Source organism: Salinimicrobium flavum (assembly GCF_042684505.1).
GTDB classification, from domain to species: domain Bacteria; phylum Bacteroidota; class Bacteroidia; order Flavobacteriales; family Flavobacteriaceae; genus Salinimicrobium; species Salinimicrobium flavum.
This window is the reverse complement of the sequence record NZ_JBHULT010000010.1, coordinates 263,730-288,912: the sequence shown is the minus strand read 5'-3', so window position 1 is coordinate 288,912 and position 25,183 is coordinate 263,730. Positions and strand designations below refer to the sequence as shown.

23 protein-coding genes are annotated in these 25,183 nt (G+C 40.2%); 10 read left to right on the top strand and 13 right to left on the bottom strand.

What is annotated here, in order from left to right:
• Positions 1–130: 130 nt before the first annotated feature.
• The 5 genes from ACFSTG_RS12075 to ACFSTG_RS12055 all read right to left on the bottom strand — a co-directional run bounded on the left by ACFSTG_RS12075 (position 131) and on the right by ACFSTG_RS12055 (position 3,307).
• The gene (locus tag ACFSTG_RS12075) at positions 131–610 is read right to left on the bottom strand and encodes a DUF4402 domain-containing protein (protein WP_380753099.1); all 480 of its coding nucleotides are present in this window, start codon (positions 608–610) and stop codon (positions 131–133) included.
• A 97-nt stretch (positions 611–707) separates the two neighbouring features.
• Positions 708–1,505: a molecular chaperone gene (locus ACFSTG_RS12070; RefSeq protein WP_380753097.1), complete on the bottom strand. Its 798-nt coding sequence runs from the start codon at positions 1,503–1,505 to the stop codon at positions 708–710.
• Positions 1,506–1,572: 67 nt separating this feature from the next.
• A complete protein-coding gene (locus ACFSTG_RS12065; protein WP_380753095.1) occupies positions 1,573–2,067 on the bottom strand; it encodes a DUF4402 domain-containing protein in 495 nt (164 codons plus the stop codon).
• Positions 2,068–2,149: 82 nt separating this feature from the next.
• A complete protein-coding gene (locus tag ACFSTG_RS12060) occupies positions 2,150–2,638 on the bottom strand; it encodes a DUF4402 domain-containing protein (protein WP_380753092.1) in 489 nt (162 codons plus the stop codon).
• 165 nt (positions 2,639–2,803) lie between these two features.
• Entirely contained in the window at positions 2,804–3,307 is a 504-nt protein-coding gene (locus ACFSTG_RS12055) for a DUF4402 domain-containing protein (RefSeq protein WP_380753090.1), read from the bottom strand.
• A gap of 263 nt (positions 3,308–3,570) precedes the next feature.
• Between ACFSTG_RS12055 and ACFSTG_RS12050 the strand changes: the two genes are divergently transcribed.
• On the top strand, positions 3,571–3,990 hold the full coding sequence (locus ACFSTG_RS12050; RefSeq protein WP_380753087.1) for a DoxX family protein: 420 nt from the start codon (positions 3,571–3,573) through the stop codon (positions 3,988–3,990).
• A gap of 50 nt (positions 3,991–4,040) precedes the next feature.
• Here the strand turns inward: ACFSTG_RS12050 and ACFSTG_RS12045 are convergent, their stop codons facing one another.
• On the bottom strand, positions 4,041–4,892 hold the full coding sequence (locus ACFSTG_RS12045) for an OmpA family protein (protein WP_380753085.1): 852 nt from the start codon (positions 4,890–4,892) through the stop codon (positions 4,041–4,043).
• Between the two features lie 306 nt (positions 4,893–5,198).
• On the opposite strand from ACFSTG_RS12045, the gene ACFSTG_RS12040 reads away from it, so the two are divergent.
• Together ACFSTG_RS12040 and tamL are read left to right on the top strand one after the other, a co-directional pair.
• Positions 5,199–10,223, top strand: a complete 5,025-nt coding sequence (locus ACFSTG_RS12040) for a translocation/assembly module TamB domain-containing protein (RefSeq protein ID WP_380753082.1) — start codon at positions 5,199–5,201, stop codon at positions 10,221–10,223.
• Positions 10,224–10,236: 13 nt separating this feature from the next.
• Positions 10,237–12,510, top strand: coding sequence for a translocation and assembly module lipoprotein TamL (gene tamL / locus ACFSTG_RS12035; RefSeq protein ID WP_380753079.1), 2,274 nt, complete (start codon positions 10,237–10,239; stop codon positions 12,508–12,510).
• Here tamL and upp read toward each other — a convergent pair.
• Positions 12,507–13,166: a uracil phosphoribosyltransferase gene (gene upp, locus ACFSTG_RS12030; RefSeq protein WP_380753076.1), complete on the bottom strand. Its 660-nt coding sequence runs from the start codon at positions 13,164–13,166 to the stop codon at positions 12,507–12,509. The genes tamL and upp overlap by 4 nt on opposite strands.
• A gap of 291 nt (positions 13,167–13,457) precedes the next feature.
• Between upp and ACFSTG_RS12025 the strand changes: the two genes are divergently transcribed.
• Entirely contained in the window at positions 13,458–13,844 is a 387-nt protein-coding gene (locus ACFSTG_RS12025; protein ID WP_380753073.1) for a nuclear transport factor 2 family protein, read from the top strand.
• A gap of 57 nt (positions 13,845–13,901) precedes the next feature.
• Here the strand turns inward: ACFSTG_RS12025 and ACFSTG_RS12020 are convergent, their stop codons facing one another.
• Positions 13,902–14,282 (bottom strand): hypothetical protein, encoded by a 381-nt coding sequence (locus ACFSTG_RS12020; RefSeq protein WP_380753070.1) that lies wholly within the window; start codon positions 14,280–14,282, stop codon positions 13,902–13,904.
• Positions 14,283–14,476: 194 nt separating this feature from the next.
• Between ACFSTG_RS12020 and ACFSTG_RS12015 the strand changes: the two genes are divergently transcribed.
• Positions 14,477–15,139 (top strand): hypothetical protein, encoded by a 663-nt coding sequence (locus tag ACFSTG_RS12015; protein WP_380753067.1) that lies wholly within the window; start codon positions 14,477–14,479, stop codon positions 15,137–15,139.
• Between the two features lie 117 nt (positions 15,140–15,256).
• Here the strand turns inward: ACFSTG_RS12015 and ACFSTG_RS12010 are convergent, their stop codons facing one another.
• Complete coding sequence (locus ACFSTG_RS12010; RefSeq protein ID WP_380753064.1) at positions 15,257–15,730, bottom strand: ferritin-like domain-containing protein; 474 nt, start codon at positions 15,728–15,730, stop codon at positions 15,257–15,259.
• A 172-nt stretch (positions 15,731–15,902) separates the two neighbouring features.
• Here ACFSTG_RS12010 and ACFSTG_RS12005 point away from each other — a divergent pair, with 172 nt between their 5' ends.
• The 3 genes from ACFSTG_RS12005 to ACFSTG_RS11995 all read left to right on the top strand — a co-directional run bounded on the left by ACFSTG_RS12005 (position 15,903) and on the right by ACFSTG_RS11995 (position 17,665).
• Entirely contained in the window at positions 15,903–16,361 is a 459-nt protein-coding gene (locus tag ACFSTG_RS12005; RefSeq protein WP_380753061.1) for a universal stress protein, read from the top strand.
• 119 nt (positions 16,362–16,480) lie between these two features.
• Complete coding sequence (locus ACFSTG_RS12000; protein ID WP_380753059.1) at positions 16,481–16,954, top strand: cupin domain-containing protein; 474 nt, start codon at positions 16,481–16,483, stop codon at positions 16,952–16,954.
• 264 nt (positions 16,955–17,218) lie between these two features.
• Positions 17,219–17,665 (top strand): cold-shock protein, encoded by a 447-nt coding sequence (locus ACFSTG_RS11995; RefSeq protein WP_380753056.1) that lies wholly within the window; start codon positions 17,219–17,221, stop codon positions 17,663–17,665.
• Between the two features lie 92 nt (positions 17,666–17,757).
• Here ACFSTG_RS11995 and ACFSTG_RS11990 read toward each other — a convergent pair whose 3' ends face one another.
• The gene (locus ACFSTG_RS11990; RefSeq protein ID WP_380753053.1) at positions 17,758–19,629 is read right to left on the bottom strand and encodes a M61 family metallopeptidase; all 1,872 of its coding nucleotides are present in this window, start codon (positions 19,627–19,629) and stop codon (positions 17,758–17,760) included.
• Between the two features lie 310 nt (positions 19,630–19,939).
• Here ACFSTG_RS11990 and ACFSTG_RS11985 point away from each other — a divergent pair, with 310 nt between their 5' ends.
• A complete protein-coding gene (locus ACFSTG_RS11985) occupies positions 19,940–22,057 on the top strand; it encodes an elongation factor G (RefSeq protein ID WP_380753050.1) in 2,118 nt (705 codons plus the stop codon).
• Positions 22,058–22,149: 92 nt separating this feature from the next.
• Positions 22,150–22,620: a hypothetical protein gene (locus tag ACFSTG_RS11980; protein WP_380753047.1), complete on the top strand. Its 471-nt coding sequence runs from the start codon at positions 22,150–22,152 to the stop codon at positions 22,618–22,620.
• Positions 22,621–22,634: 14 nt separating this feature from the next.
• On the opposite strand, the gene ACFSTG_RS11975 is transcribed toward ACFSTG_RS11980, so the two are convergent.
• From ACFSTG_RS11975 to ACFSTG_RS11965, 3 genes are all read right to left on the bottom strand, one after another.
• Positions 22,635–23,279, bottom strand: coding sequence for a WG repeat-containing protein (locus tag ACFSTG_RS11975; RefSeq protein ID WP_380753044.1), 645 nt, complete (start codon positions 23,277–23,279; stop codon positions 22,635–22,637).
• Between the two features lie 155 nt (positions 23,280–23,434).
• The gene (locus ACFSTG_RS11970) at positions 23,435–24,082 is read right to left on the bottom strand and encodes a DUF2238 domain-containing protein (protein WP_380753042.1); all 648 of its coding nucleotides are present in this window, start codon (positions 24,080–24,082) and stop codon (positions 23,435–23,437) included.
• Positions 24,083–24,480: 398 nt separating this feature from the next.
• The gene (locus ACFSTG_RS11965) at positions 24,481–25,035 is read right to left on the bottom strand and encodes a DUF4251 domain-containing protein (RefSeq protein WP_380753040.1); all 555 of its coding nucleotides are present in this window, start codon (positions 25,033–25,035) and stop codon (positions 24,481–24,483) included.
• Between the last annotated feature and the right edge of the window lie 148 nt (positions 25,036–25,183).

Sequence of the window (25,183 nt, the reverse complement as noted above, 5' to 3'; positions counted from 1 at the left end):
GTCATACCCAGGTAAATTATTCTGGGCCTGTAAAAAATATCCAAAAAGGAAAAAAATAGAGAAAAAAACAAATCTATACCTAATAGAAAAAATAGAGATACCTACCCGAAATATTCTTTGCATTTATATCTTATTCAAATGCCACCGTTACATTAATAGTCCCATAGTAAGGTCCTGGATTATCAGTATTGTCAACTGTAAGAGTCCCTCCCATATAAATGTATATTGGTGTGAATTTATCTATAGATTGATAGGATGGTTTATCAAATTGAAGCGTACCATCTAACTCATCACCAGAATTAAAAGGTCCGTTTCCAAATAGTTTAAAAGTTTTTGGGGAAGTTATTATTACATTAGTATTATTTTGAGCAAAAAGTTCAAAAATTGGAACAGTTGGAACTGACTTGAATAATATAATGTCTCCACTTATGGTGGAATTTCCTGAAATGGGATCCAGGGAAATAGTTCCGCCGGTATTTTCAAAATAAAAGGTTCCAAAATTTAAAGAACCTGAATATAAACTAATTGATAGGGTTCGGCCCGTCCCATCAGGTGGACCAGTATCAGGTGGAGCGGCCGCCTTAATACCTTGATTAAATTGTGCATTCATTGAAAAAGAAAAGCAAAACAAGCATAGTAAGAATATAAACTTTGAGAGTTTGGTTAGATTTCTCCAAAGTGATAAATTATAAATAATGTTACAGTTTTTATTCATAAACAGCTAGCTCATCGCCTTTATCAGAGGTATATGTTATTCTCAACTTGCCGTTTTTCAAATCCACTCCCTCTATTTTATTTAATTCCATAGTAAACTTTCGCTTTCTATTGGGAGTATAAACCGAAATCCCCCTAACCAGGCCTAATTGAGTAGTATTCCTTGATTTAGAAATATGTTCTACTTTAAGATTTCCATAAACTGACATATTACCTGTCCGGTTTATTACCATTGACAATTGGGGATTCTCCCCATCCAAATTCAAGTCTATTTCACTTAGACTAACATTAGTGGTGGATTCTCCATGGCGAATAATTATGGGAATACTAATTCCAAAAACCGTCTTTATCTGAATTGCAATTCCTTCGGAGGAATTCAGGTCCTCTTCCCCCAAGGCTTTTTGTTCTTCCACTGCTCTAAAATACATATGAGACCGGTATTCTCCCTGCTCCAGGTTTCCTGTACGGGTGAGTTGCACCCGAATGGTCTGTGCTTCGTTTGGTGCGAGAGTTACTCTTCTTGGGAAGTATCTTAGTAAATCAGTTGCAAATCGCTGGCCCTCTTCCGGAGCTTCTACCTGTTCAAAATTTCCGTTTTGGGTCATTTTGTAATTGATGAAGGAAATGGCATATATGGCGGTATCCTGCCCGGTATTGGCCAGGTTGATCTCCTGGGAGCGCTGCGAACCATCAAACACTACTCGCTTGGGCATGATCATCAAGTCACCCTGAGCTGAAGAGTGGGGGATATCCAAAATAAAAAGCAGGAGGAGAAGTAAGATATTTTTCATGGGAACAATTTTTCAAATCTCCTTCAAAGGTAATTATTAACCACTTAATGTTAAAGATTTGTAAAAATTAATTGTAAGAAACCGTGACATTGAATCCGGCGGTATTGGTATAAAATCCTGCTGGTTGATTTGCTTTCAAATTTAGGGTCGCTCCAATTTTTAAAATATCCATTATTTCTCCTGTATTAGGACTAACTTGAAAATCATCAATTACTATGGTCTGGTTTGGATCTTCCCGGCTATACAAACTGAAGGAGTCAGGTAAAGTGATGGAATATTTATTGTTGCCGTGATTTACCTGTGCTTCTGCAGGGGAAACATTACCGGGAAAAGTATTTGAAATTTGTACTCCATTTGCAATTCTGGATCCATCCGGAGAAAGCACGACTGTTCCAGGATTATAAGCACTAATTACATTTCCAAAGTCTAGATCTACAGTTTTGGTAATATTTATAGGTTCTATTACTGTAACTCGAGAATCAACCGTTGCCGTTGCCGAAGTTTGACCAAAACTAGAAATAGTTGAAATTAAAATCCCCACCGGAATTACAAGACTTTTCATACTTATTAAGGATTAAAAATTATAGAAAAAAGCCGCCACATTTGGCGGCTTTATATGTATAGTAACCTAAAAAGGATTCTTACTATTCGTAAGCTACAGAAACATTAATTGTTCCTGAATAAGTGCCAGATCCTTGACCAGAAGCAAGTGCTAGAGATCCTCCTACGTTCAAAGTGGTTGTTGTGCCACTAGTAATTTTATTACCGGCTGCTAATAGATTTTTGTCAGTAGTCAATGTGATATCTGTTCCAGTTCCTCCAGTTAAAGTTACAGTAGGATCAACAGTTACGGAAAAAGCCTGATCTGTTTCGGCAGTAATGGTAAAAGCTGCAACCGTTTGTGCAGTTGCATCGATCAAAGTAGCGGTGCTTCCAAGTGAAGCTCCAGTATTATCTAAAACGTACGTACTCGTACCATCGGACAATGGAGCAATCTTTCCAAAATTAAGATCAGCAGTATTTTCAATTTTCAAGGCGGTTATTATCTCTGCTGAAGCAGTGGCTGTAGCATCAGTCTGTCCAAAAGCAGTTCCTGCGATAAGAGCAAATAAAATAAAGGTAATTTTTTTCATGGTTAGTGTGATTGGGGGTTGATTTTAAATCGACGCAAAGATGTACTAACCAGAAGAATCCTACAAAATTATTCGATGAAGGTGATGTTTACTCGATGAAAGGCACTACTTAAGAAAAATTTTTGATAAAGTAGGGGGGAAGTGAGCAGATGTATGTCGATTTAACTAATTGTAATTGACTGTTATCGGGATTGACCCTATACTTCTGTAGTTGCCGGGGATCTGTTGAGGATCAATTTCCAGGGTGGCGCCAACTCTTATTTCAGAACTTCCCTTAGTAAGAACAGCAGATCGACCTATGTCGCTGGTAAAGTCTTTTATTCTTATATTCTGTGATCCGTTCGAAAGAATAAATCCTTCCTGAGGAAGCGTAATGGAATAGGAGTGTCCTTTATCCCCGTTTACTATAAAAGCCGCTGCAGAAACATTTGTTTCCTCTGCGAGTCTAACATCTCCCTTGGTTGTTCTGGTATTTTGAGGGGTAAGTATAATTTCCCCGCCCATGCCGGCATCGAGTGATGCAAAGTTCATATGGGAAACAGTGGTGATACTTATAGGTTCGATCACCGTTACCGAAGCTGTAAAAGTGGCCGTTGCTGTAGTTTGGGCACCGGCAGGAATATAGACGCAGAAGAATGACATCAGGGAAAGGAATAAAAATGATCTCATAGCGTTAATATTTTCTAAATCAAATCTAAAGAAAATATTAATAACAATCGATGAAATACCTAAAAATCGGATAAAATACCTGTTTTAGAAAAGAGATTGTGGGCATTTGCCCCGTCAATGCTGACTAAGAAAAATACAATTTCCTGATATTTATTTTTTTATCCACCAGGAGTAGTGATTAAGCGTAGGAATTTTTTCCTACAAAGGGAAATCTTTTCCAACTGAAAGAAAAAATAGTATCTTTCATATCAAACCGTTTCTTTATGAAGAAAACATACACCACTAATTTTGATCTCGCCAGCATTGATATTGCCCTCCTGGTTTTAAGAATAGGGGTAGGAGGTCTTATGCTTACCCATGGAACTCCTAAACTCATAAATCTCTTTACCAGCGAGGAGATCCAGTTTGCAGATCCTTTTGGGTTAGGACAGGCTACTACACTGGTCTTTGCTGTGATAGCCGAGTTTATTTGTTCTATCCTGGTCATCCTTGGCCTGGGTACCAGATTGGCAGTAATCCCTCCAATAATAACCATGCTTACCGCCTTTTTTGTAATTCACGCAGCAGATCCCTTCCAGAGAAAAGAACTGGCCCTAATGTATCTGTTGATCTATATTACTTTATTGATCACAGGCGCCGGGAAATACGCTCTTGATTATTACTGGCTGAAAAAGAAAGCATAAAAAAAGGCTGTCCGAAAGAACAGCCTTAATAATACAAATTGGAATTTCGACTACATATCGTTGGACTGAATTGCCTCGTTATCGGCTTCCAAAAGTGCAAGGAATTTATCAAGGTTAGGAATAATAACTATTCTTGTCCTTCTGTTCTTCGCACGGTTCTCAGCATTGTCATTTTCAACTAATGGCTTATAACTGCTTCGTCCTGCCGCGATCAGTTTCTCAGGGGCAACGTCAAACCTGTCCTGTAACAAACGTACGATGGCGGTAGATCTTCTTACACTTAGATCCCAGTTATCAACCAGGTAAGAGTTCTCAACCATGGTTTGAGAATCTGTATGTCCTTCAACCATTACTTCCATGCTTGGCTCAGAATTGATCACCTCAGCCAGTTTCTCAAGAAGTGGATAAGCATCCCTGCTCACACGGTGGCTTCCGCTTCTAAACAAAAGCTTATCAGATACATTGATCATAACCACTGTTTTGTCTACAGAAATATCTACGTCTTCTGAATCTCCACTGCTTATTTTGCTTTTAAGATTATGTGAAACCGCCACATTGATAGAATCCTCAAGTGTCTTTGCTTCTGCAAGTAACGCAGGATCAACATTCTTTAAAGTTTCTCTCATGTTTGCCTTATTGGCATTAGAAAGTGCAGTGATCTCGTTCATTTCGAGTTTCTGGTCGTTCTCATCCTTAAGGGAATTGATCTTCGCATTATAGTCAGACACTCTTTCTTCAATAGCCGTCAACCTTGCCTCAAGTTCTTCTTTTTCAACTTGTGTTTGTTGCAGGTTGCTTCTTGTGTTATTGTAATCTTCTTCAAGTGCTACATATTTCTTTTTTGACACACATGAAGTAAACATTGTTGCTGCCAGTACCGTAACGGTAAGAATTCGTTTCATAATTTTAAATTTTTGTTAGGCTCAATATTAATTTGGGTTTATTGAGGTGTCTAACGTGTTAATCATGCCGAAATTATATAAAAGCAATTCTCCGAGGTTTAATTTTAACTGAAGATTATTAGTTCCTCCTGCACTTTGCTAAAAATCTCTTAATTACTGAGCTTCTTCCTCTGAAAGTTTTATCTTTTTGAGAAAAATCGGACGTAGTCAGGCTTCCCAGAACCGAGGCGGACCAAAGTCTCTATGCAATAGAAGATTACAGAATATTGCTGTGCTTTCTGTACATTTAAATCCTGAAAATCTAAGTTGGAAGAAAATAAAAAAAAGAAGAAGAAAAAGAAAAAGTCCCTCCTGGGTCTTTTTGGAAAAATACTATTGGGAATTTTCATTTTTCTTTTTCTGTTGTTACTGTTCATCCGCAGTCCCTGGGGACAAGGAATCATTGTGGATAAGGTGGTTTCCTATATTTCGGGCAAAACAAATACTGAAGTGCGGGTAGACCGACTCTTTGTAACCTTTTCAGGAGATATTAGCCTGAAAGGACTTTATATGGAGGACGAAAGTGGGGATACCCTGGTTTATTCGCGTTTGCTGGAAGCAGACATTCCTTTATGGCCCATAATCAGGGGGAGGGGAATTGCTATAGATGACCTTCAATGGCAAGGAGTTCGTGCGAAGATCAACCGGCAGGACACCGTCCAGGGCTTTAATTATGAATTCCTTATGGAAGCCTTTGCCGCTACAGATACTACTAACACTACACCTACAGATACCACCGCTTCTGCAATGCAGTTCTCCCTTGGGGATCTGGACCTGCAGGATTTTAATATAGATTTCAATGACGATGTTGCAGGGATCGAAAGTCGGTTTGAAGTTGGAAAATTTTTAGCCGGGGTAGAGGAGTTCTCCTTAGACAGTATGAAATTCAATGTAGCCGATGCTTCTCTTGAAAATACCAGGTTCAGTTATTCCCAAACCAAACCTTTTCCCCAGGATCCCAATGCTGAAGAAGTTCCCTTACCTTCCTTTACAGTCGGATCATTGACTTTGAACAATGTTGCCGGAACCTATGAGTCCATTCCCGACGGCATTCTGGCCGATGTTACTATTGATGATCTTTTACTAAATCTTCCGCTGGCCGATCTTTCGGAAAATACCATACATGCAGACCGGCTGGACCTTCTTAATTCAGTTATCTTAATTCACACCTCCTCAATTTCCGATGAGGGTGATGTGGTTTCTTCGGAAGCCTCTGCAGAATCTGAAGGTTTTCAATGGCCCCCATGGAACATCCGGGTGAAAGAAATAAACCTTGAAAATAATCATTTTCAATACCTCGTAAACGGCAACCTTCCGCAGAAGGGAAAATTCGATCCTAACGCTATAGACCTTAACAACTTTGATCTCGTTGCCCGCGATCTGGTTCTCAGAGAGGGAGTGGCGGAAGCACAGGTTGAAAAACTGAATTTCGCCGAAGCTTCAGGTATCGATCTGCATGAACTGACTTTTAATTTAATGGTTTCGGAAGAAAATCTGAAACTCGACGATCTACAACTTAGCCTTAATCAAAACAGCGTTTCCGGAAATCTACTTATAAAGTATACTTCGCTTTCTAATTTTATTGATTCTCCTGAAAATGCAACTATGGCAGCCAACTTGCCCGGCTTCAGAGTTGACATAAAGGATCTTTTTTTGCTTCAACCTGATCTAAAACAAAATGAATATTTAAGGGCACTCAGTGAAAAACCAGTACATGGTAATCTTTCTGCGGAAGGTAAAATGTCTGCCATAGAAATCAAAGAGGCGAAGATCAACTGGGGTGCAACCACCAATATTGCAGCCAGGGGAACTGTTCTCAATGCCACAGATCCTGATAATATCTGGTTTGATTTTCCTCATTTTATAATGAATTCCGGTCGCGGAGATCTGCAGCAGTTTGTGAAGGAAGAGGAACTTGGAATCCGGCTTCCGCAAGAGGTCAGACTTTCGGGGAATTTTAAGGGAACCCCCGAGGATATTGAAGTGGATGCTACTTTAACCTCCTCTTCGGGAAACATTGAGGTTGACGGAAGGTTCATGACCACACCTTCGATAGCTTTTGAAACAAATCTGGAGGTGGTCGAATTACAGCTGGGGCAGCTGCTACAGAATGAGCAGCTGGGATCTGTTAGCCTTACTCTTGACGGGACGGGATCTGGATCTAACGTAAATGAGCTGGACGCGGTTGTACAGGCCAATATAAGTAGTCTGGATTTCAATAACTATACCTTCAAAAATATCAATTTGGAAACAGAACTTGAAAATGGCGAAGGTTATACAAATCTTAATTACAGGGATGAGCACCTCAATATGAAGCTGGAAGGTTTTGTGCAACTGGATTCTATAGCTCCAAAACTGGCTGTACAATTGGATCTTATTGGCGCAGATCTGCAGGCTCTTGGCTTGTCAAAAAGACCAGTCAACGCTGCCCTCGAACTAAAGGGAACCTTTGAAGGAAGTGCTACAGAATATGATATCACTGCCAATATTAGTAATGGTATAGCAGTATACAGCAATGATGCCTATCTCCTCGGCGATCTTGATATTCTTGCCCACGTAAGGCCCGATACAACTTCAATGGAAATTAAGAACCGGATGCTTGACCTGCGCCTTAGATCTAATACCGATCCACAAGAATTTATCAAAGGTCTTAACAGGCATTATGAAAGCTATTTTTCAGAAATTAAAAGAACAGATACCATTCAACATCCTGTAAACCTGGAACTATATGCCACCATAAGTCCTGCACCTATTTTAAATGAGGTGATCCTGCCCAGTCTTGAAGAAATGGATACAGTCCAAATTCAGGTTGATTTCAGGGAACGGGAACGGAAACTGACAGGAAGTGTGAATTTACCCCACCTGAAATATATGGGCAGTGAGATAGACAGTTTAAGGCTCAATCTTAATTCTAACAAAGAGGATCTTGCATTTGATTTCGGACTTAAATCCCTTGATGCTGGACCCCTGGCCATCAAGGAAACAATTATGGAAGGAAGGCTTGAAGAAGAAAAACTTATTCTGGATTTCATTTCAAACCATGAAGAGGAGAAGTTGATCCATGTTCAATCACATATTTCTAAACCAGATGGGTCTTACACCATACATATAGTACCAGATGACCTTATTCTCAATAAGGCGGCATGGGAAATTGATACCTCAAATGAGATCATCATAGGCGAGAAGGCATGGATCTTCAATAATTTTGAACTTAGGAGAAACACCCAGTTAATGCGGATAAGGAACGATCTGGCCCGTGTTCAGAAAGAGCATATTGCATTCCAATTTGAGAACTTCACCCTTGGGGCCTTATTTTCATATCTCAATCCTGAACGAGTCCTGGCAGAAGGCAGGCTTAATGGCGATTTCATTATTGAAGAACCGTTTGGCAGTACCGGTATGCTGGCGAATTTGACGATCAATGAATTTGGGATTATGGAAGTTCCCATGGGTACCCTCACCCTTGAGGGAGAGGCTGTGGGAACCAGGTCTTACGATTTCGACATGGCCGTGAAAGGAGGGGACGTCGATCTCGATCTTACGGGGAATTACCTGGCAACGGAAAAAGGTGCAAACCTGGACCTTGACCTGGATCTTAACGAGATAAAAATGACCGCCGTTGAAAGTTTTTCTCAGGGAGCCTTAAATTCAGGAGAAGGCAGTTTTTCAGGCCAGGTGAAAGTTACGGGTACTACTCTTGAACCGGTGTATGAAGGTAGCCTCAATTTTGATAATGCCGGCTTTACGATTGCTACCCTCAATGCCCATTTTGTGATCGCTGATGAGACCCTGCAGGTAAACAATGAAGGTATTACCTTAAATGATTTTGAAATTCTTGATCAAAACCGGAATTCCCTGGTCCTGGACGGAAGTATCACCACTGAAACCCTTTTGAATCCCGGTTTCGATCTGAGTTTGAGAGCAAATGATTTTATGGCTTTGAATTCTACCGAAGAGGATAATGATTTGTTCTACGGAACTGCAATTTTTGATGCTACCGCCACTTTAAAAGGCGATCTCGAACTCCCTATACTTGACGTGGATCTGGATGTTGGTTCCAACACCAATGTAACTTATATAATTCCCGCTGCCAGTATTGAACTTGAAGAGCGGGAAGGAGTAGTCGTTTTCGTGAACAAGCAGAATCCGGACAGGATACTCACTCAAACTTCGGAAATTGAAAGGGGGTTTGATTTCTCCGGAATTTCCCTCGATGCTACAATATCTGTGGAAGAGGATGCCACCTTTACAGTAGTTCTCGATGAAGAAACTGGAGATCATTTTCAAGCCTCGGGTGAGGGAGATATGTTATTCAATGTATATCCTAACGGGCGCACCACCCTTGCGGGGAGGTATGTGGTAAACGACGGGTATTATGAAATGAACCTATATGATCTTGTCACCCGAAGATTTGACCTAATGGAGGGAAGCAGTATAACCTGGGCCGGTGATCCTTTTGATGCAGATCTTAATATAACTGCCATTTACCGGGTTGATGCTTCGGCTTCAGCTCTAATGGCTCCTCAAATCACCGGGGCAGATGTCAATGTAAGGAATCGCTACCGGCAAGAACTTCCTTTCCTGGTATATCTTAATATTGACGGACAGATCACCCAGCCAATACTCTCTTTTGGACTGGATATGCCCGAAAGTGAACAAGGGGCAATAGGGGGACAGGTGTATGGAAGGGTTCAACAGATCAATACCCAGGAGAATGAACTGAATAAGCAGGTTTTTTCCCTTCTGGTACTTAACCGGTTCTTCCCGGACAGTGGAAGTGACGGTAGTGCCGGAGGAACTATTTCTTTCGCCCGCGATAACCTCAATGAAGCCTTATCTGATCAAATGAACCTGTTTTCAGACAAATTAATGGGAGAAACCGGGATCGATCTTAATTTCGGTTTAGACAGTTATACAGATTATCAGGGGGAGAACCCTGAGGAAAGGACACAGCTTGACATAACCGCCCGCAAAACACTAATGGATGACAGGTTGATCGTAAGTGTGGGCAGTGAAGTAGATTTGCAGGGCAGTCCAAGATCAGGAGAGAGCAGTCCTGTCATAGGAAATGTTAGCATTGAATACTTAATGACCGAAGATGGCCGGTTCAGACTTAAAGCTTTCCGGAGAAATTCCTATGAGAATGTGATAGATGGACAGCTGGTGGTAAGCGGGCTTGCGCTGATCTTTACCCAGGAATTTAACAGGTTCAGGGAACTTTGGAATGCTATTTTAAGGGATGAGCAAAACCAACAGCGGGAGAAAAAACAAGAGGAAGAACAAGATAAATAAAACAGCGACAGGCATGCGAAAAGAATTACGGAAACAAATTTTTATCACTGGAATGATCCTGGTCTTGCTCCAGAGTTGCAGCGTGAAAAAATTTATTCCCGAAGATGAGTTCCTGTATACCGGTGCTGAACTTGAACTCACCTCACAGGACGAAATTGAGAATAAAAAGTCCCTGCAGTCACAGCTGGAAGGGCTTATTCGTCCTGAACCAAATTCAAAATTTCTGGGAAGCCACTTTGGACTTTATTTTCATTATAAGGCCCAGAAAGAGAACCCGGGCTTTATTAATAAATTTTTCAATAAAAAATTCGGGGAAGAACCGGTTTATCTTTCAGATACAGATCCAGGCCTTACCAAGGATATCCTCAATAACAGGTTGGAAAACCGGGGATATTTTTTTAACCGCCTGGATCATATTATCGAAGAATATGAAAAGAAAAAAACTGCGAGAATATTTTATAAAATAGAGATCCCTGAGGAACCCTATGTATTAGAGAACTACATACTTGATAATGATTCCCTCCAGGTTTTTCAGGAAATAAATGAAACTTTACCCGATGCATTGTTAAAAGAAGGTGATCCCTTCAATCTTGCCCTAATGAAACTGGAGAGGGAACGAATTGACCGGAAACTTAAAAATCGGGGTTATTATAATTTCAGTTCCAATTTTCTTCTTTTTGAGGCAGACACCAATCAATACGAGCGTAAGAAGTTCGATCTTTATTTAAGGCTTAAAAAAGACGTACCCGAAGAGGGAATCAAACCCTATAGAGTAAAAAATATCAATATTTATCCTAATTACGTGGTTGGCTCAGACTCCCTTGCCCGTGATTCTGTTCGCTATGACGGAAAAAACTATATACAGAACGAAGAATTTTTCAAACCTAAAAGATTGGATCCTTATGTCCTTTTGGAGGAAGGGGAGCTGTATGACCCTGAAGCTTCAGCAGCAACCAGCAGGAGGTTAACCTCTATAGGAGCCTATAAATTCGTGAATGTAAGGTATGATGAACTCGATTCACTGGCTACCGATAGCTTAGGCTATCTGGATGCCAACATTTTCCTCTCTCCTTTAAATAAGCGTGCCATAAGAGCAGAACTGCAGGCGGTTACAAAATCCAATAATTTCGCCGGACCTCATTTGGCTATAACCTATTCCAACAGGAACCTTTTCCATGGAGGGGAAATTTTGAATATTACGGGAAAAGTGGGATATGAAAAGCAACTTTCGGGCAAGGATGAACCGGGGTTGAGCAGTACCCAGTTTGGAGTAGATACAGATCTAATCTTTCCCCGCATGTTATTCCCCATCGCGGTGAACAATGACTGGTTTAAATATTCCATTCCTAAGACAAGAATAGCTTTAGGATTCGAGTACTTAAACCGAAGTGAACTTTTTAGCCTGTTCTCTGTGTCGGGAAGTTTCGGGTATATCTGGAGAGCGAACCGGTATATAACCCATGAACTAAATCCATTTTCTGTAAACTACGTTAAATTGAGTAAGACTACTACCCAATTTGAGGAGATACTGGAAAACAACCCTTATTTAAGATCTAGTTTTGATCAACAATTCATTGCTGGGATAACCTATTCCTTCCTGTACAACGGGATGGTTGATGTGAATAAAAAACACCAGTTTTTTATCAATGCCAACCTTGACCTGGCAGGTAATATCCTGAACCTTCTTAGCAGCGGCGATCGGCCCCGGGAGTTCATTGGGCTGGAATTTGCGCAATATGCCAAAATAGATGCCGACTTTAGATACCATTTTAAAATTGGCAGACAACAAAAGATAGCGACAAGGCTCTTTGCCGGGTATGGTATTCCTTATGGAAATTCTGAGATCATGCCATTCAGCCGTCAATATTTTGCGGGAGGTCCTTACAGTGTGAGGGCATTCAAAATAAGATCTCTGGGACCGGGTACTTACAGGCCCGAAGGGGAGGAAAATCTTTCCTATTACGATCAAACCGGGAATATTAGACTGGAGACAAATGTGGAATACCGCTTTCCAATATACCAGTTCCTGAAAGGGGCGGTTTTTGCAGACGCGGGAAACGTTTGGAATAGTGATGAGCAGAATAATCCTAAAGGGAAGTTCAGTGGTGATTTTCTACAGGAATTCGGAGTAGGAGTAGGAACGGGGCTCCGGGTGGACATTCAAAGTTTTGTCATAAGGCTGGATCTGGCTTTCCCGGTAAGAACTCCGTGGAAACCTGCAGGAGAACGCTGGGATTTCAGATTTAAGGATCCTGTTCTGAATTTTGCTATAGGTTATCCTTTTTAGTGTTGCAATTTTGTTCCAAAGCAAAGGTCACCGGCATCGCCCAGACCGGGCACTATATAACCCCTTTCATCTAGTTTATTATCAATAGTAGCGATCCATAAATGTGAATCCTGAGGGAAGTATTCTTTGATATATTCGATCCCTTCTGTAGCACCAATCACCGAAACAAGATGAATGTGTTTAGGGGTACCCATTCGCTCCAGCGCTTTCATCACGTTCACAAAAGATCTTCCCGTTGCCAACATAGGGTCTGCCAGGACAAGGGTCTTACCTTCAAGGGAAGGGGAAGCCAGGTATTCTACCAGGATCTCGAATTCTTCGTCATTGTTCGGGTGATGACGGTAAGCCGATATAAAAGAGTTTTCAGCATCGTCAAAATAATTGAGCAATCCTGTATGTAAAGGTAAACCTGCTCTTAAAATGGAACACACTACGATCTCTTCTGTGGGAAGTCCTAAGGAGGCAGTCCCTAATGGGGTTTGAATATCCTTAGCTTCATAAGAAAAATTCTTGCTCAGTTCATAACCCATGATCTCTCCAAGTCTTTCAATATTTCTTCGGAAGCGCATTCTGTCATTTTGAATATTTACATCCCGCAGTTGGGAAATGAATTTATTAGCGACAGAATTTTGTTCTAAAAGGTGATGAATGTGCATGATATTATGGTCTTGATAGAAATTAAACCGAAGCAGGTTATCGGCAGCCTGCCGGGTAGTTCAAAGGTAAAAATAATTGGGGCTTCCTTTCTAAAAACAGCTGTTTTTTACGTCTTAAAAATATGAAGGATTATTTCGGAGAAGTAGCGACGGGTATTAAATTCCCGAAATAAATTAGGAATATGAGGATTTAATATTTAAATTTAGAAGGCTAAGTGTTTATTGTACAAACCATTGAACGCAAGCCCCTTTTCTTCATTTACTTTGGATCTTCCAAAAAAATATTACAGTATGAACGAATTCGAAAAATTTCTCAGGGAAATTAACCGGGCTTTTTCTGAAGGGGATACTCAGTATCTATTGGAAAATGTCACTGATGATTTCTGCTGGTTCATAGTGGGAGAGAAGACGGTAAGTGGAAAAACTGAATTTTCTGAAGCCCTGGAACAAATGAGACAACTGCCTCCTATGAAAATAGAGATCGATAACATCATTATGGAGGGAAATTCTGCTTCGGTGGAAGGGAAAGTAACCGGAAAGAACAAAAACGGGCAAAAGAAACATTTTGGCTTCTGTGATCTGTACAGGGTGACAAATCCCGCAGCGCCAAAGATCTCAGAAATGACCTCTTTCGTGATTGATTTAAGTAAACATAAATTATACAAGGAAAGCTGCTAGAAAAGCACGAAAAAAGGGATCTCGTAGATCCCTTTTTCTTTGTTGTAAAAAAATAAATTAGCTGCGGTCTTTCTTGTTCTTCCGGGATGGATCCTTGTATTGTTCAGCTTTTTTACCCTTATATACTGTCTCAGCTCCCGGTTCTTTTTTTTCATTAGAATTGGCTGATTCCTTTGGTCGCTTTTCCTTTTCGGAATCATCTGCCTTATTTTTGGTAGGATTAAATTGCTTGTCATCCATTTCCGGAAGGTCGAGATCTGCCCCGGCATAATCAATAGGCTCTTCGCGTTCCTTAAAATAATCTCCCTTTTTTTCGTGACTTTGGTTGTTCAGGATCTCCTTATCTTCAGAAGTGATTTTGGGATCATAAGAAAGCCCTTCCTGATTATCTTCCCGGTCTTTATGATTCTTTTTCGGTTGTTCTTCTTTCTTTGACATAGCAATTGTTTTTATTTTTAATTTAAGGATTAACTTCACGAATCACAATGTTTTACGGGTTAAAATCCGGTTAAATATCCTGCAAGAAGATTAGCCTTTTTAAAAATTATAGATGGTAAGTTTAGATTTTAGTAAATTAGGTCAGGTTTTTGATTAATATACATTCCAGTCATTAAACTTCAGAAACAGTTAAAATGAAAAACGTATTTTTTCTGATATGTATTATCTTTTTTTCACATGCCGCCATGGCTCAGATCGATAATCCTACCACAACAGTGAAAGCCCCGGAAGGATTGAAGAGCCCCCAGACGGGCAGTGAGAATTCTTCCCTGTTGAGAAAACCCGGTAATCATAGCCTGAGCAACAAAAAAGGGATCTTTAGTACTACCAAAGAGCCTGTGGGGCTGGGAGTGGAGGAGAAGAAGCCATTAAACATGACCACAGATAATGGCTTGATGAAATACAAGGAAGAAGATTTTGCCCCTAAGGCTTTTAAAGATAAAGATATAAAAGCAGAGTATCGTAAGGATCAATACCTGGGAGACATCAAAACAGGAGGGGAATATGTAGAACTGTATTGCCGGGACCATGAATATGTTGACGGGGATATTGTAAGGGTCTACCTGAACGGGGAAATTGTCCATAATAGCGTCACTTTGAGTTCAGGATATCATCCAATTCTTGTGAGGTTAAACCGCGGATTCAACCAGATTGAATTTGAAGCATTGAACCAGGGAACCTCCGGTCCAAATACGGCTGAATTAAAAGTTTTTGATGACAAAGGTCTTGAAGTGGCCAAAAAGGAATGGAACCTTCTTACAGGCGCAAAAGCGAGTTTGATCGTAGTTAAACAATAAGGTTTGAACCCGAAAACGGGATTAGTAATGGTTTATCAAAACAATTTTTCAACCACAGCAGTTTACAGACAATACCCGGGTTCAGAAAGTCTCTAAAAAGCAATACAAAAGAAATACCTATTTCAGATCATCAATAGATTTCACACTTGTATGAGTAGTTCTCATTTCTTCCAGGTGTTCGTGTAATTCTCCCTCGATCTTATTCGGGAAACGGTTTTTCTTCAGCTTTTCCTCATATTCCCTGATACTGTTCTTTTCCCCCCTCATGCATTCTTCCAACAAAACTTTATCCTTATTACCTCCAATGGAAGATCTAAGGTTTATCCAGGTCCTGTGAATAGTCCCCAGTGCGCTTCCACTTTCTTTAGGCTTTTCATTAAGGGAATGTATATGCCTGTCAATTTGGGTAGCGTTATGATTTTTTTTAGCTGCCTGGGTTTTGAAAAAGTTCTTCAAATGAGCATTTTCAGTGCGCTCCATAGCAGTCTTGTAGGCTTTCTCGGAATCATAATTCTTCTCGAGAAGTTCTTGTAAAGCATTTACCAGCTTCTTGTGGCTGTCTTCGTGGACAGATTCTCTTGTAGTTTTCATGGTTCCCTGTCTTTAAAATTCTTTCCCTTAATATACGATGAAATTATGGATCTTTAAATGATGTCGGTCATTTTTTCGTTATGTAATGCACTGATTTATAGATGATATCTCTCCTTTGAGAGAAATCTCTGTTACTATCTTTTTTTGTAAATTAGATGGAAAACCAACCTTTATGAAAAAAGTTTTGATCGCAATTGATTACCATCCGGTATCTGAACAAGTGGCCCATGCAGGTTATGAACTGGCAAACAAACTGGATGCCGAGATTTGCCTGATACATGTCCTGGCCGATGTTGCTTACTACGGAACCCAATTCCCCACCTTTATGGGGTATGACGGGTATACAAATCTAGGCCCCGATCTTGACATGGCGCTGGAAATGAGGAATGTGGCTAAAGAATTCCTTCAAAAAGCAGCAGAACATCTGAATGATCCCAAAGTCACAACCCATTTGGCAGAAGGGGAAACTGCCGATGTCCTTCTTGAATATGCCGGGGAATGGGGTGCAGATATGATCGTGATGGGAACCCACAGTCATTCAAAACTTGAGAAACTTCTAATGGGTACTGTAGCCCAAAAGGTTTTGGAAAAGACTACCATTCCTGTTTATATGGTGCCGGTTAAGAAATAAAATTTGCAAACCAATATTTTCCGAAGATATATACGTAAATTCAAAAGGCTGAAATTAAACGTATTAGAATGCATTTTTGAAGGAGAAATTTTTATGAATAACTATAAAAAAGCAGCGCTATGAAAAAGAAGATCTCACCACCGTACCGAAACCATTGGCTGGTTTTATTACTGACATTTATTACGTTTCCTCTAATTGCCCAGGATACAGAAATTACAGAGCTGTCAAAGACGAGCTCATGGGAGGACAGTGCCCTTGAATGGGGCCCTTGCCCTGATTTCATGCCCGCCGGTTGTAATATAGCTATCCTGCATGGAGATCCAACGAAAAATAATGTAGATGTCTTTTTCAAGGTAGAGCCTAATTCAGATATTCCTGAGCACTGGCATACTTCGGCAGAAAGGATGATCCTGGTTGCAGGGGAGATGGAGGTTACCTATGAGGGAGAGGAAACACAACTCCTTACCAAAGGATCTTACGCCTATGGACCGGCCGCTAAACCTCACAAGGCCAGGTGTGGAGACAAAGGACCGTGCGTGCTATTTATCGCCTTCGAGGAACCCCTGGATGCTTACGCTGTGGAAAAGGAATGATCCCCTATATCAAATTAAAAGATCTGCCCATAACAGCTCTTTTTATGAACACCTTTCCGCCGGGATCTGAAAAAGAATATTAATTAAGTTCTTAAATATTTCTTCCATGCATAAAAACATGGAAAAGAAATCTTAACTTTGTCCGCATTGCATTTACTGAATAAATTTTTAGGCATACTCTCTTTCCGGGTCATATTTCCAATAAGGTGTTTGGTATTTCAGCAAATTTTTTTATATATTCATTAAAACGAACAAAAGAACCGAATGGCTAAATCACAGCAGACATACAACAAAACTGAAAAGGAAAAAAAGAAGTTAAAGAAGCGCGAGGAAAAGAAAAAGAAGAAAGAGGAGCGTAAAGCAAGTGGAGAAACAGCTTCCGAATTTGCTTACGTCGATCAATTTGGAAATCTTTCAGATACCCCGCCAGATCCCTCGAAGAAAGTTGAAGTGGATGCCGAAAGTATTGAAATAGGGATTCCAAAGAAAGAAGATTCAGAAGAGGAAGACAACAACTTTGGAAAAGAAGGAAAAGTTTCATTCTTTGATCATTCCAAAGGTTTCGGTTTTATCCTTGACAGTCAAACCCAGGAAAAGTATTTTGTTCACGTAAGCGGGCTCATTGATGAGATCGAGGAGAACGATAAAGTTACCTTTGAACTTGAGCGCGGCCAGAAAGGAATGAATGCCGTAAGGGTTAAAAAGCTTTAAACATATAGTTTCAAATATTTGCTGCCTGCGGGCAGTACGAAAAAAAGCGGTGAGATCTTCACCGCTTTTTTTTGTACCTGTATTTTTACAAATTATGATTTAAGCCATGCATGTCTCAGTTCTTTCTGTTGGGTATCTGCATCAGGTTTCTCAGAAAGCCGCACTCCCATTGCAGTGGGTTGTGCCAGAATCCCTTCCAGGGTGATCTCTTCATTATCTCTTACAACCACAACAGAGACCTTTTCACCCTCTTTCCATTTCATTGAGGTAGTCACAAGGTCATATACGTTTTGAACGCTGTATTCAGTTCCATTGATGCTTTTTATGACATCATCTCCCTGCATTCCCAGCTCCCTCATAAATGAATTTAGCTCAATATCATTCCTTACAAGGATGATTCCTGATTCATTTACGGTAATATAAGGAGTAGATTGATCTTTTAGGAAATATCCTACAGGTATCCTGTCCTCTTTTAACTCAAGTCCCACTTTTTCGAAGAAATCTGAATAGGGGATAGGAGTAGAGCCCGCAACATATAGATCAAAAAATTCCTGTATTTCGGGATAAGTAAGATCTACGATATCTGATATCAATTCATCATCGTTAAAAGGCCTGTCTTTACCATATTTGGTGGTAAGCTTTTTCATAAGGTCGAGGATTCCCATTTTCCCTTCACTCAATTCCCGCAGACGAATATCCAAAGCCATTCCTATTAAAGCACCTTTTTGATACACGTTATAATAGCTGTCTTTATATTTATCTTCCAGAATATTTTCGCTCATTACTGTGAAAGGCATGGTATCATCAAAATTGCTCGCAACAGTAATCTTTTCATTTATCCTGTCATAGAATTCCTGCTCATTGATCAACCCCTGGTTCACCTGGAACAGGTTGGCGAAATACTCTGTCACTCCTTCATAAAGCCATAAATGTTTAGACATTTTTGGATCGTTGTAATCAAAATAATGGATCTCCTTACTATGAATGTTCAAAGGTGTGATAATGTGAAAAAACTCATGGGCTACGATGTCTGTCATGGTCTGGTTCAGGGACTGTTCATCCATAGACTCTGGCAAAACCACAACTGTTGAAGTGTGATGTTCAAGAGCACCGAAATTTCCGGCATCATTGTCCCCCGGTGTGGCCGAAAGATAAAGCAGGATCGCATACTTATCTGTATTGTCGATCTCCCCTAAAAATTTCTTCTGGGCAGTGACCATTCTCTCCATATTTGGTTTAATGGTTTCAGCTGAATGAACTTTATTGGGGGAATAAACATTCAAAAGGACTTTCATATCCTCAACCATGAATCCGGTGGTATCTGGTGTGGCATACATGATAGGATTATCTACCACTTCGAAATACCGGTCAAGTAAAAAAACATCTGTAGTGAAATCTGCTTCTTCCGAGGCAATTGTTTGGTTAACATCAAGGGCGCTGCCGGGAATGAGGGTGGTAGGCCTTTTTATCTCCAGTCTATATTTTTCCTCTTTCAGGTTATCAAAATAACCCACAAAACCATGAAGGTTGAGCAGGAAATTCTGATCTTCAAGAATGTTTGTGCCAGCCATGGAATAAATTCCTCCTTCTCCTTTTACGTCAAATGTATCATTCACCCAGTAAGTTACCTTGTCGAGCTCTTTTGCATTGGCGATGCTCCAGCTGTTATCGTCGAGTTTGACGACTTCCAGCTCATTCCCTTCATGATCATAGGCTTTGATATCATCTGCGTATTGTCCGAAATCTGAAGTAGAGTAGGTGCCGGGAACTGTTTTGGGCAGGTAAAAACCTACTTGATCTGTACTGAAAGAGGGGGGATCAATAGAGACCATTACCCGGTCATTCTGAATATTTATGAGGTCAAGGGAAGTAACCACCGTCTTCTCTTCGGAAATTGTTTCTTTCGTGGTTTTGCAACTAATCAACAGGACAGATGCCACCAGTGTGTAAATTATTTTCTTCATTTTGAAATACTTGATTTATAGTAAGACTGGTTTTTTTTGAAAAAGTTACACTTTATCCATCGACAGTTTAAAAATAAGTTCATGATCTCCTCAAACAGGAGAATTTATGACGCTGCTCATATTTTGATGAATTTTTAGACAAATCATTAAAATATGGGCTGAAATATCTTCAGTTTTTTATTGAAAATCGCTAAATTTAAGAGGCGCAAAAACCTCTTTGAATGTTTTCTTTAGCTTCTTTTTCCCAAATTTCCTTTCCAGGCTTTTGCTGCTTATCTCTCATCAAATGTGCAATTAAAACTTCACTCCAATGAAAATTTATGACGACAAACACATCAAGAACGTCGTTTTTGTAGGCGCTCATAACTCCGGAAAGACAACCCTGGCTGAAACAATGCTTTTTGAGGCCGGACTCCTCAACAGGCGGGGAACGGTAGAAACGAAGAACACCGTTTCAGATTATCACGACATCGAACATGAAAAAGGAAATTCAGTTTTTGCAACGCCCCTGCATACAGAATGGCGAAATTATAAGATCAATATCATTGATACCCCGGGTCTCGATGACTTTATTGGTGAATTAATCTCCTCTATAAGGGTGGCAGATACCGTCGTGACTGTGCTAAATGGCCAGCACGGGGTGGAAGTAGGAACCGAGATCATTTGGAATTATATAGACAAGTACCATAAACCCACACTTTTTGTCATTAACCAGATAGATCACCCGGGTCTTAACTTTGAAAACAGCTTTAAAACGATAAAGAACCTTGTGGGTAATAATGCGGTAAAGATCCAATATCCTCTTGTGAGGGAAGGGGCTCAATGTATCATAGATGTACTGAAGATGAAGATGTATAAATTTTCTCCGGAAGGAGGGAAGCCTCAAAAACTTGAGATCCCTGATGATCAGAAGGTAACAGCCATAGCCCTGCATAACGAATTAGTAGAGAAGGCAGCCGAAAATGACGAAGAATTAATGGAGCTGTATTTCGAAAAAGGAAGTCTTAATGAAGATGAAATGCGAAAGGGAATAAAAGCAGGAATGTTGAATTACGACCTTTTCCCGGTCTTTTGCATGTCTGCCCTCAATGATATGGGAAGCGGAAGGTTAATGGGCTTTATTGATAATGTGGCCCCGGCAGCCTCAGATCTTAATCCTGAGCAGAGTCTGGGAGGTCAGATCATTTCTCCCGAAAAGGATGCTCCCGCAGCACTCTTTGTTTTTAAGACTGTACACCAGCCCAACCTGGGTCAGATCACCTTCTTCAAGGTGAAAAGAGGGGAGGTCAAAGTGAACGATAAGTTACTGAATCCCAGGAACGGGGAGATTGAGGTACTGAACCAGCTGTTCATTATGGATGGAAAAGAGCGACATGCTGTGCAGAAATTAACTACCGGTGATATTGGTGCAACATTAAAACTTAAATATACTGAGACGAATGATACACTTTGCGATCCTTCAAACGAAGTTACCCTCAAACCCACTCTTTATCCTCCGCCACGTATAAGAAGAGCAGTATTTGCGGTAAATACAAAAGATGAAGAGAAACTCAGTGAATCGCTTAAGAAGATCCGAAGTCAGGATCCCACTGTAGAGGTTTCTTTTTCGAACGAGACCCGGCAGCTTATCCTTTCCTGCCAGGGCGAACTTCACCTGTCTACCATTGACTGGATCCTGAAGAATATTTATGGGGTTGAAGCACGCTTTGAGAACCCAAAGATAGCTTTCAGGGAAACCATTCAAAGATCTTCAGCTTCTAACTACCGCCACAAAAAACAATCTGGTGGGTCAGGTCAGTTCGCAGAGGTACATATGAAAATAGAGCCCTGGCAGGAAGGAATGGAGGAGCCTGATGGTTTCAACATCCGCGGAAAAGAGGAAGTTGACCTGCCATGGGGTGGCAAACTCGTTTTTTACAACTGTATTGTGGGTGGGGTTATAGACCAGCGTTACCTGCCTTCCATTATGAAAGGAATACTCGAAGTGATGGAGAATGGGCCACTTACCGGTTCCTATATCAGGGATGTCAGGGTGATGGTCTACGACGGTAAAATGCACTCGGTCGACTCTAATGATATCTCTTTCAAAATTGCCGGAGCTCATGCTTTTAAAGAAGCGTTTCTTAATGCAAATCCAAAATTACTGGAGCCTGCTATGGAGTTGACCGTCAAAGTACCTGAGGATATGGTAGGGAATGTCATGACCGAGCTTCAGACTCGCCGTTCGATCATTCAGGGCGTTGAAAGTGCAGAAAATTACCAGATCCTTAAATGTATTGCTCCTGAAGCAGCACTTTATGGATTTTCTACGGAATTACGTTCACTCACCAAGGGAAGGGCCACTTTTACCACGGCATTTTCTTCCTATCAGCCCGTTCCACCAAACATCCAGAATGAACTGGTGAATAAAAAGGAATTGGTTAAATAAATAATTAAGCCTCTAAAAGCTTTAGGGGCTTAATTTTATTATTCATTCTGAACCCTATATAGTATCTTACGCAATCAAAATTAATTACTCATATGGGAATTGGTACGGTAACTATTGGAGAACAACTATTGGAAATAGAAAAATATGTACCCCTTCTGGATGAATTCTCTCCTGCTGTTTCTGCTGCTCCGGTAGCCTGGCACATAGATCATAGTCTCAGGGTCATTATCAAAACGGTCTCAGCCATGGAGGAATCGGACCAGATGAAATATCAGAAAAAATTCAGTTTCAGAAAAAGCCTGGTATTCCTGTCCGGAAAAATTCCCCGAGGAAAGGCCCGGTCGCCTTCAGTAGTTCTACCGCCTGATAATCTCAACATCGAAGATCTTGAATTACAGATCTCCCTTGCACGTCATCATGTGGAGAAAATGGATTCCTTGCCCCAAAAAGCTTATTTTGACCATCCATATTTTAGTCATCTCAAAAAGAAAGAGGCAATACGTTTTGTAGTGATCCATACAGAACACCACCTGAAGATCGTTAGGGATATTTTAAAAACATGAAAGATTTAGTTTGCCTAAATTCCTGAAGGATCTAATTTAATGACTTCCCATTTTTTTTCGGGAGTACGTACACCTATTAAATCATCACTAAGGTATTTAGCCTCTATTTTAGGAGCAGTCCTTAACTTTTCCCTTGAAACACCTACAGGGAACGGACCTGCAAGATATTGCATTACGTCACCATTCTTATCGATCAACACCACATCATAAGCATAAGATTTGATCTTGATATCGAGCAGGTCATTACGACCTATAAATTTTTCTTCAATTTTAAGGGCCAGAGCATATCCATTTCGAAAAGGGGAAACATTGAGAAATTCGGGTTCGATCACAACCTTCCCTGTGGTATCAATAAAGCCATAATAAGGTATTTTATTAATGGTCTTTCTTATAATGCCTCGATCATCATAAATTGCCGGATATTTTTGGGAGGCAATACCTAAATCTGTTTCCCGGGTCACTTCCTTATTGGAAAACAGGTCCTTCCGGAAATCTACCACCAGGTCTCCATTGGTATTGATAAATCCCCATTGCTGATTCTTATATACAGGAATATACCCTTCGTTTTCGGGGCCAATAAGCTCCAGGTCCTTTATGACCTGTGTAAATGATAGCCATGGGAGTAAAATGGCAACTATGGTTATAAGTAGACGTCTCATCTCTTATTTAATTTAAGCTGAATATTAAATCTATTATTTATAAGGCATCTTTCCCATGATAAACATCATGCTTGTTGAATAAATCATTTTTATTCCGTGGTGATCTTCACGTAGATAAGGGATAGAAGAGTAGGGGGAAAGCTGCTTAAAATTAATCAGGTCTCAGAATTATTGAAGGTCTTTTTGATTACAGAAACCAGACTGGTAGCAACAATGGCTCCTAAAAAAGCAAGAAAAACATCCTTTTGAGCATCCCAGATGTCGCCCTGAGTACCAAGGTAGGCATCTCCCAGATCACTAAAGAAAAGATCGGCAACTGCCCATTCAATGAGTTCATAGAAGGCGCTAATGGAAAGAGTGATCTCAATGGGAAGCACCCATGCAACCCAATTGGGAAAGTTAAGCCATTTGAGGAACATTTCCCGCATGGGATACGCAAGAAGAAAACCGAAGCCAAAGTGAACAATACGGTCATAATGATTCCTTGAAGTATCAAAGACATCCATAAGCCAGTAACCGAATGGATTTTCAGCATAGGTATATTTCGATCCATACACATGCAGGCACAGGTAAATACATATAAGAAAATAACTCAGATCGCTGAACTGGTGCTTCTTATAAGTAGAAATCAGAAAAATCAGGAAAAGAAAGGATAGTGCATTTTCCAACATCCAGTTGTAAATATCTGTTGTGCCAACCAGGGAATTGATCCATACGAGCAGGAATATCAAGGAAAAGCTGAGAAGCCAGATATTCTTTCGAAAAGGAATCCTGGTCTCAGATATTGCAAGTGTGAAAATCATTTTATAAAAAATAAAGTTGCGAAAACCAGATCATGCTCAAAGAATTAAATTAAGATTATTTCTGCACACGAAAAATGATTTTTGTCGTGTTTATACTATTCAGGGAGAATAATGGATCTAAACCCCCGACGTTCTAAATAATTTTGTAACATTATAGGTTTGATATAGGGGTAGATTGAATAGTGCTAAAAAAATGATTTCTGAATAAGATTGGGCAATTCATAAAGAAATAGCCCTCAGGAACAAATTAAGCCTAATCAGGTAATATTCTCAATATATACTTTTGCACTATAATTTATATTATGTAAAATAGGAAATATAAGAAAGGAGACACAGAAATGCCACAACTCCTATCTCACCATTATATTAGGTTACCCTACCGGTTATACAAGTACTTTTTAATCTGTACGGGATCCTTTAGGTTCCCTAAGTTTTCCCTGGTAAGAAATAGAACTCCGTTGTGAACTGGTCACTGAGGTATTCGCATTTCCGTTTGGAAATAATGTGATATAGAAAGTCAGGTCTTCGCTGCCACTTTCACCTTTAAACCTAAGTTCAATTCTACTTCTCCTTTTGTTTTCTTCAATCCGGAGATCTTCTGCAAGACCCTCATAGGTAATACCACCCTCAGTGCCAAATCCTCCTCCATAATGTCGTACTCCGAAATATGGCAGGAACAAATTTACGCTGTCCCCTTTAAATCTTATGAAATTAGCGTTACCAAGTAAATTAACCCTGTTACCCGACTGAGGCATGGCCCAATCACTTTCAATTTCAAATTCCCGACTGATGATCTTTTCCCTCAGGTCCTCATATTTCTGAAGTTCTTCTGCACTTTCAATTTCCTTACCTCCTGCGCAGCCCAAAAATATCCCCAGGATCATAAGAACCAGGAAAATCCTTAAATGATCCTGAAACACCACATTACCACTTCGATTATTTGTTGCTTTCATAGGAAGTTCTTTTTAAGACCATTTTTCCATAAAAATGATCACCACATTAATTTACAAAAATTTACGTCAACATCATATTCCCTACCGGGTTTTAATTGATCTTATAAATTGAAAATCAGTTTCATACCGTCCAGGGTTTTAACCTATT

Excerpts from the sequence above, each read along its gene's own strand:
- ACFSTG_RS12075 (WP_380753099.1), bottom strand. The coding sequence starts at position 610 with ATGAATGCACAATTTAATCAAGGTATTAAGGCGGCCGCTCCACCTGAT.
- ACFSTG_RS12070 (WP_380753097.1), bottom strand. The coding sequence starts at position 1,505 with ATGAAAAATATCTTACTTCTCCTCCTGCTTTTTATTTTGGATATCCCC.
- ACFSTG_RS12065 (WP_380753095.1), bottom strand. The coding sequence starts at position 2,067 with ATGAAAAGTCTTGTAATTCCGGTGGGGATTTTAATTTCAACTATTTCT.
- ACFSTG_RS12060 (WP_380753092.1), bottom strand. The coding sequence starts at position 2,638 with ATGAAAAAAATTACCTTTATTTTATTTGCTCTTATCGCAGGAACTGCT.
- ACFSTG_RS12055 (WP_380753090.1), bottom strand. The coding sequence starts at position 3,307 with ATGAGATCATTTTTATTCCTTTCCCTGATGTCATTCTTCTGCGTCTAT.
- ACFSTG_RS12050 (WP_380753087.1), top strand. The coding sequence starts at position 3,571 with ATGAAGAAAACATACACCACTAATTTTGATCTCGCCAGCATTGATATT.
- ACFSTG_RS12045 (WP_380753085.1), bottom strand. The coding sequence starts at position 4,892 with ATGAAACGAATTCTTACCGTTACGGTACTGGCAGCAACAATGTTTACT.
- tamL (WP_380753079.1), top strand. The coding sequence starts at position 10,237 with ATGCGAAAAGAATTACGGAAACAAATTTTTATCACTGGAATGATCCTG.
- upp (WP_380753076.1), bottom strand. The coding sequence starts at position 13,166 with ATGCACATTCATCACCTTTTAGAACAAAATTCTGTCGCTAATAAATTC.
- ACFSTG_RS12025 (WP_380753073.1), top strand. The coding sequence starts at position 13,458 with ATGAACGAATTCGAAAAATTTCTCAGGGAAATTAACCGGGCTTTTTCT.
- ACFSTG_RS12020 (WP_380753070.1), bottom strand. The coding sequence starts at position 14,282 with ATGTCAAAGAAAGAAGAACAACCGAAAAAGAATCATAAAGACCGGGAA.
- ACFSTG_RS12015 (WP_380753067.1), top strand. The coding sequence starts at position 14,477 with ATGAAAAACGTATTTTTTCTGATATGTATTATCTTTTTTTCACATGCC.
- ACFSTG_RS12010 (WP_380753064.1), bottom strand. The coding sequence starts at position 15,730 with ATGAAAACTACAAGAGAATCTGTCCACGAAGACAGCCACAAGAAGCTG.
- ACFSTG_RS12005 (WP_380753061.1), top strand. The coding sequence starts at position 15,903 with ATGAAAAAAGTTTTGATCGCAATTGATTACCATCCGGTATCTGAACAA.
- ACFSTG_RS12000 (WP_380753059.1), top strand. The coding sequence starts at position 16,481 with ATGAAAAAGAAGATCTCACCACCGTACCGAAACCATTGGCTGGTTTTA.
- ACFSTG_RS11995 (WP_380753056.1), top strand. The coding sequence starts at position 17,219 with ATGGCTAAATCACAGCAGACATACAACAAAACTGAAAAGGAAAAAAAG.
- ACFSTG_RS11990 (WP_380753053.1), bottom strand. The coding sequence starts at position 19,629 with ATGAAGAAAATAATTTACACACTGGTGGCATCTGTCCTGTTGATTAGT.
- ACFSTG_RS11985 (WP_380753050.1), top strand. The coding sequence starts at position 19,940 with ATGAAAATTTATGACGACAAACACATCAAGAACGTCGTTTTTGTAGGC.
- ACFSTG_RS11980 (WP_380753047.1), top strand. The coding sequence starts at position 22,150 with ATGGGAATTGGTACGGTAACTATTGGAGAACAACTATTGGAAATAGAA.
- ACFSTG_RS11975 (WP_380753044.1), bottom strand. The coding sequence starts at position 23,279 with ATGAGACGTCTACTTATAACCATAGTTGCCATTTTACTCCCATGGCTA.
- ACFSTG_RS11970 (WP_380753042.1), bottom strand. The coding sequence starts at position 24,082 with ATGATTTTCACACTTGCAATATCTGAGACCAGGATTCCTTTTCGAAAG.
- ACFSTG_RS11965 (WP_380753040.1), bottom strand. The coding sequence starts at position 25,035 with ATGAAAGCAACAAATAATCGAAGTGGTAATGTGGTGTTTCAGGATCAT.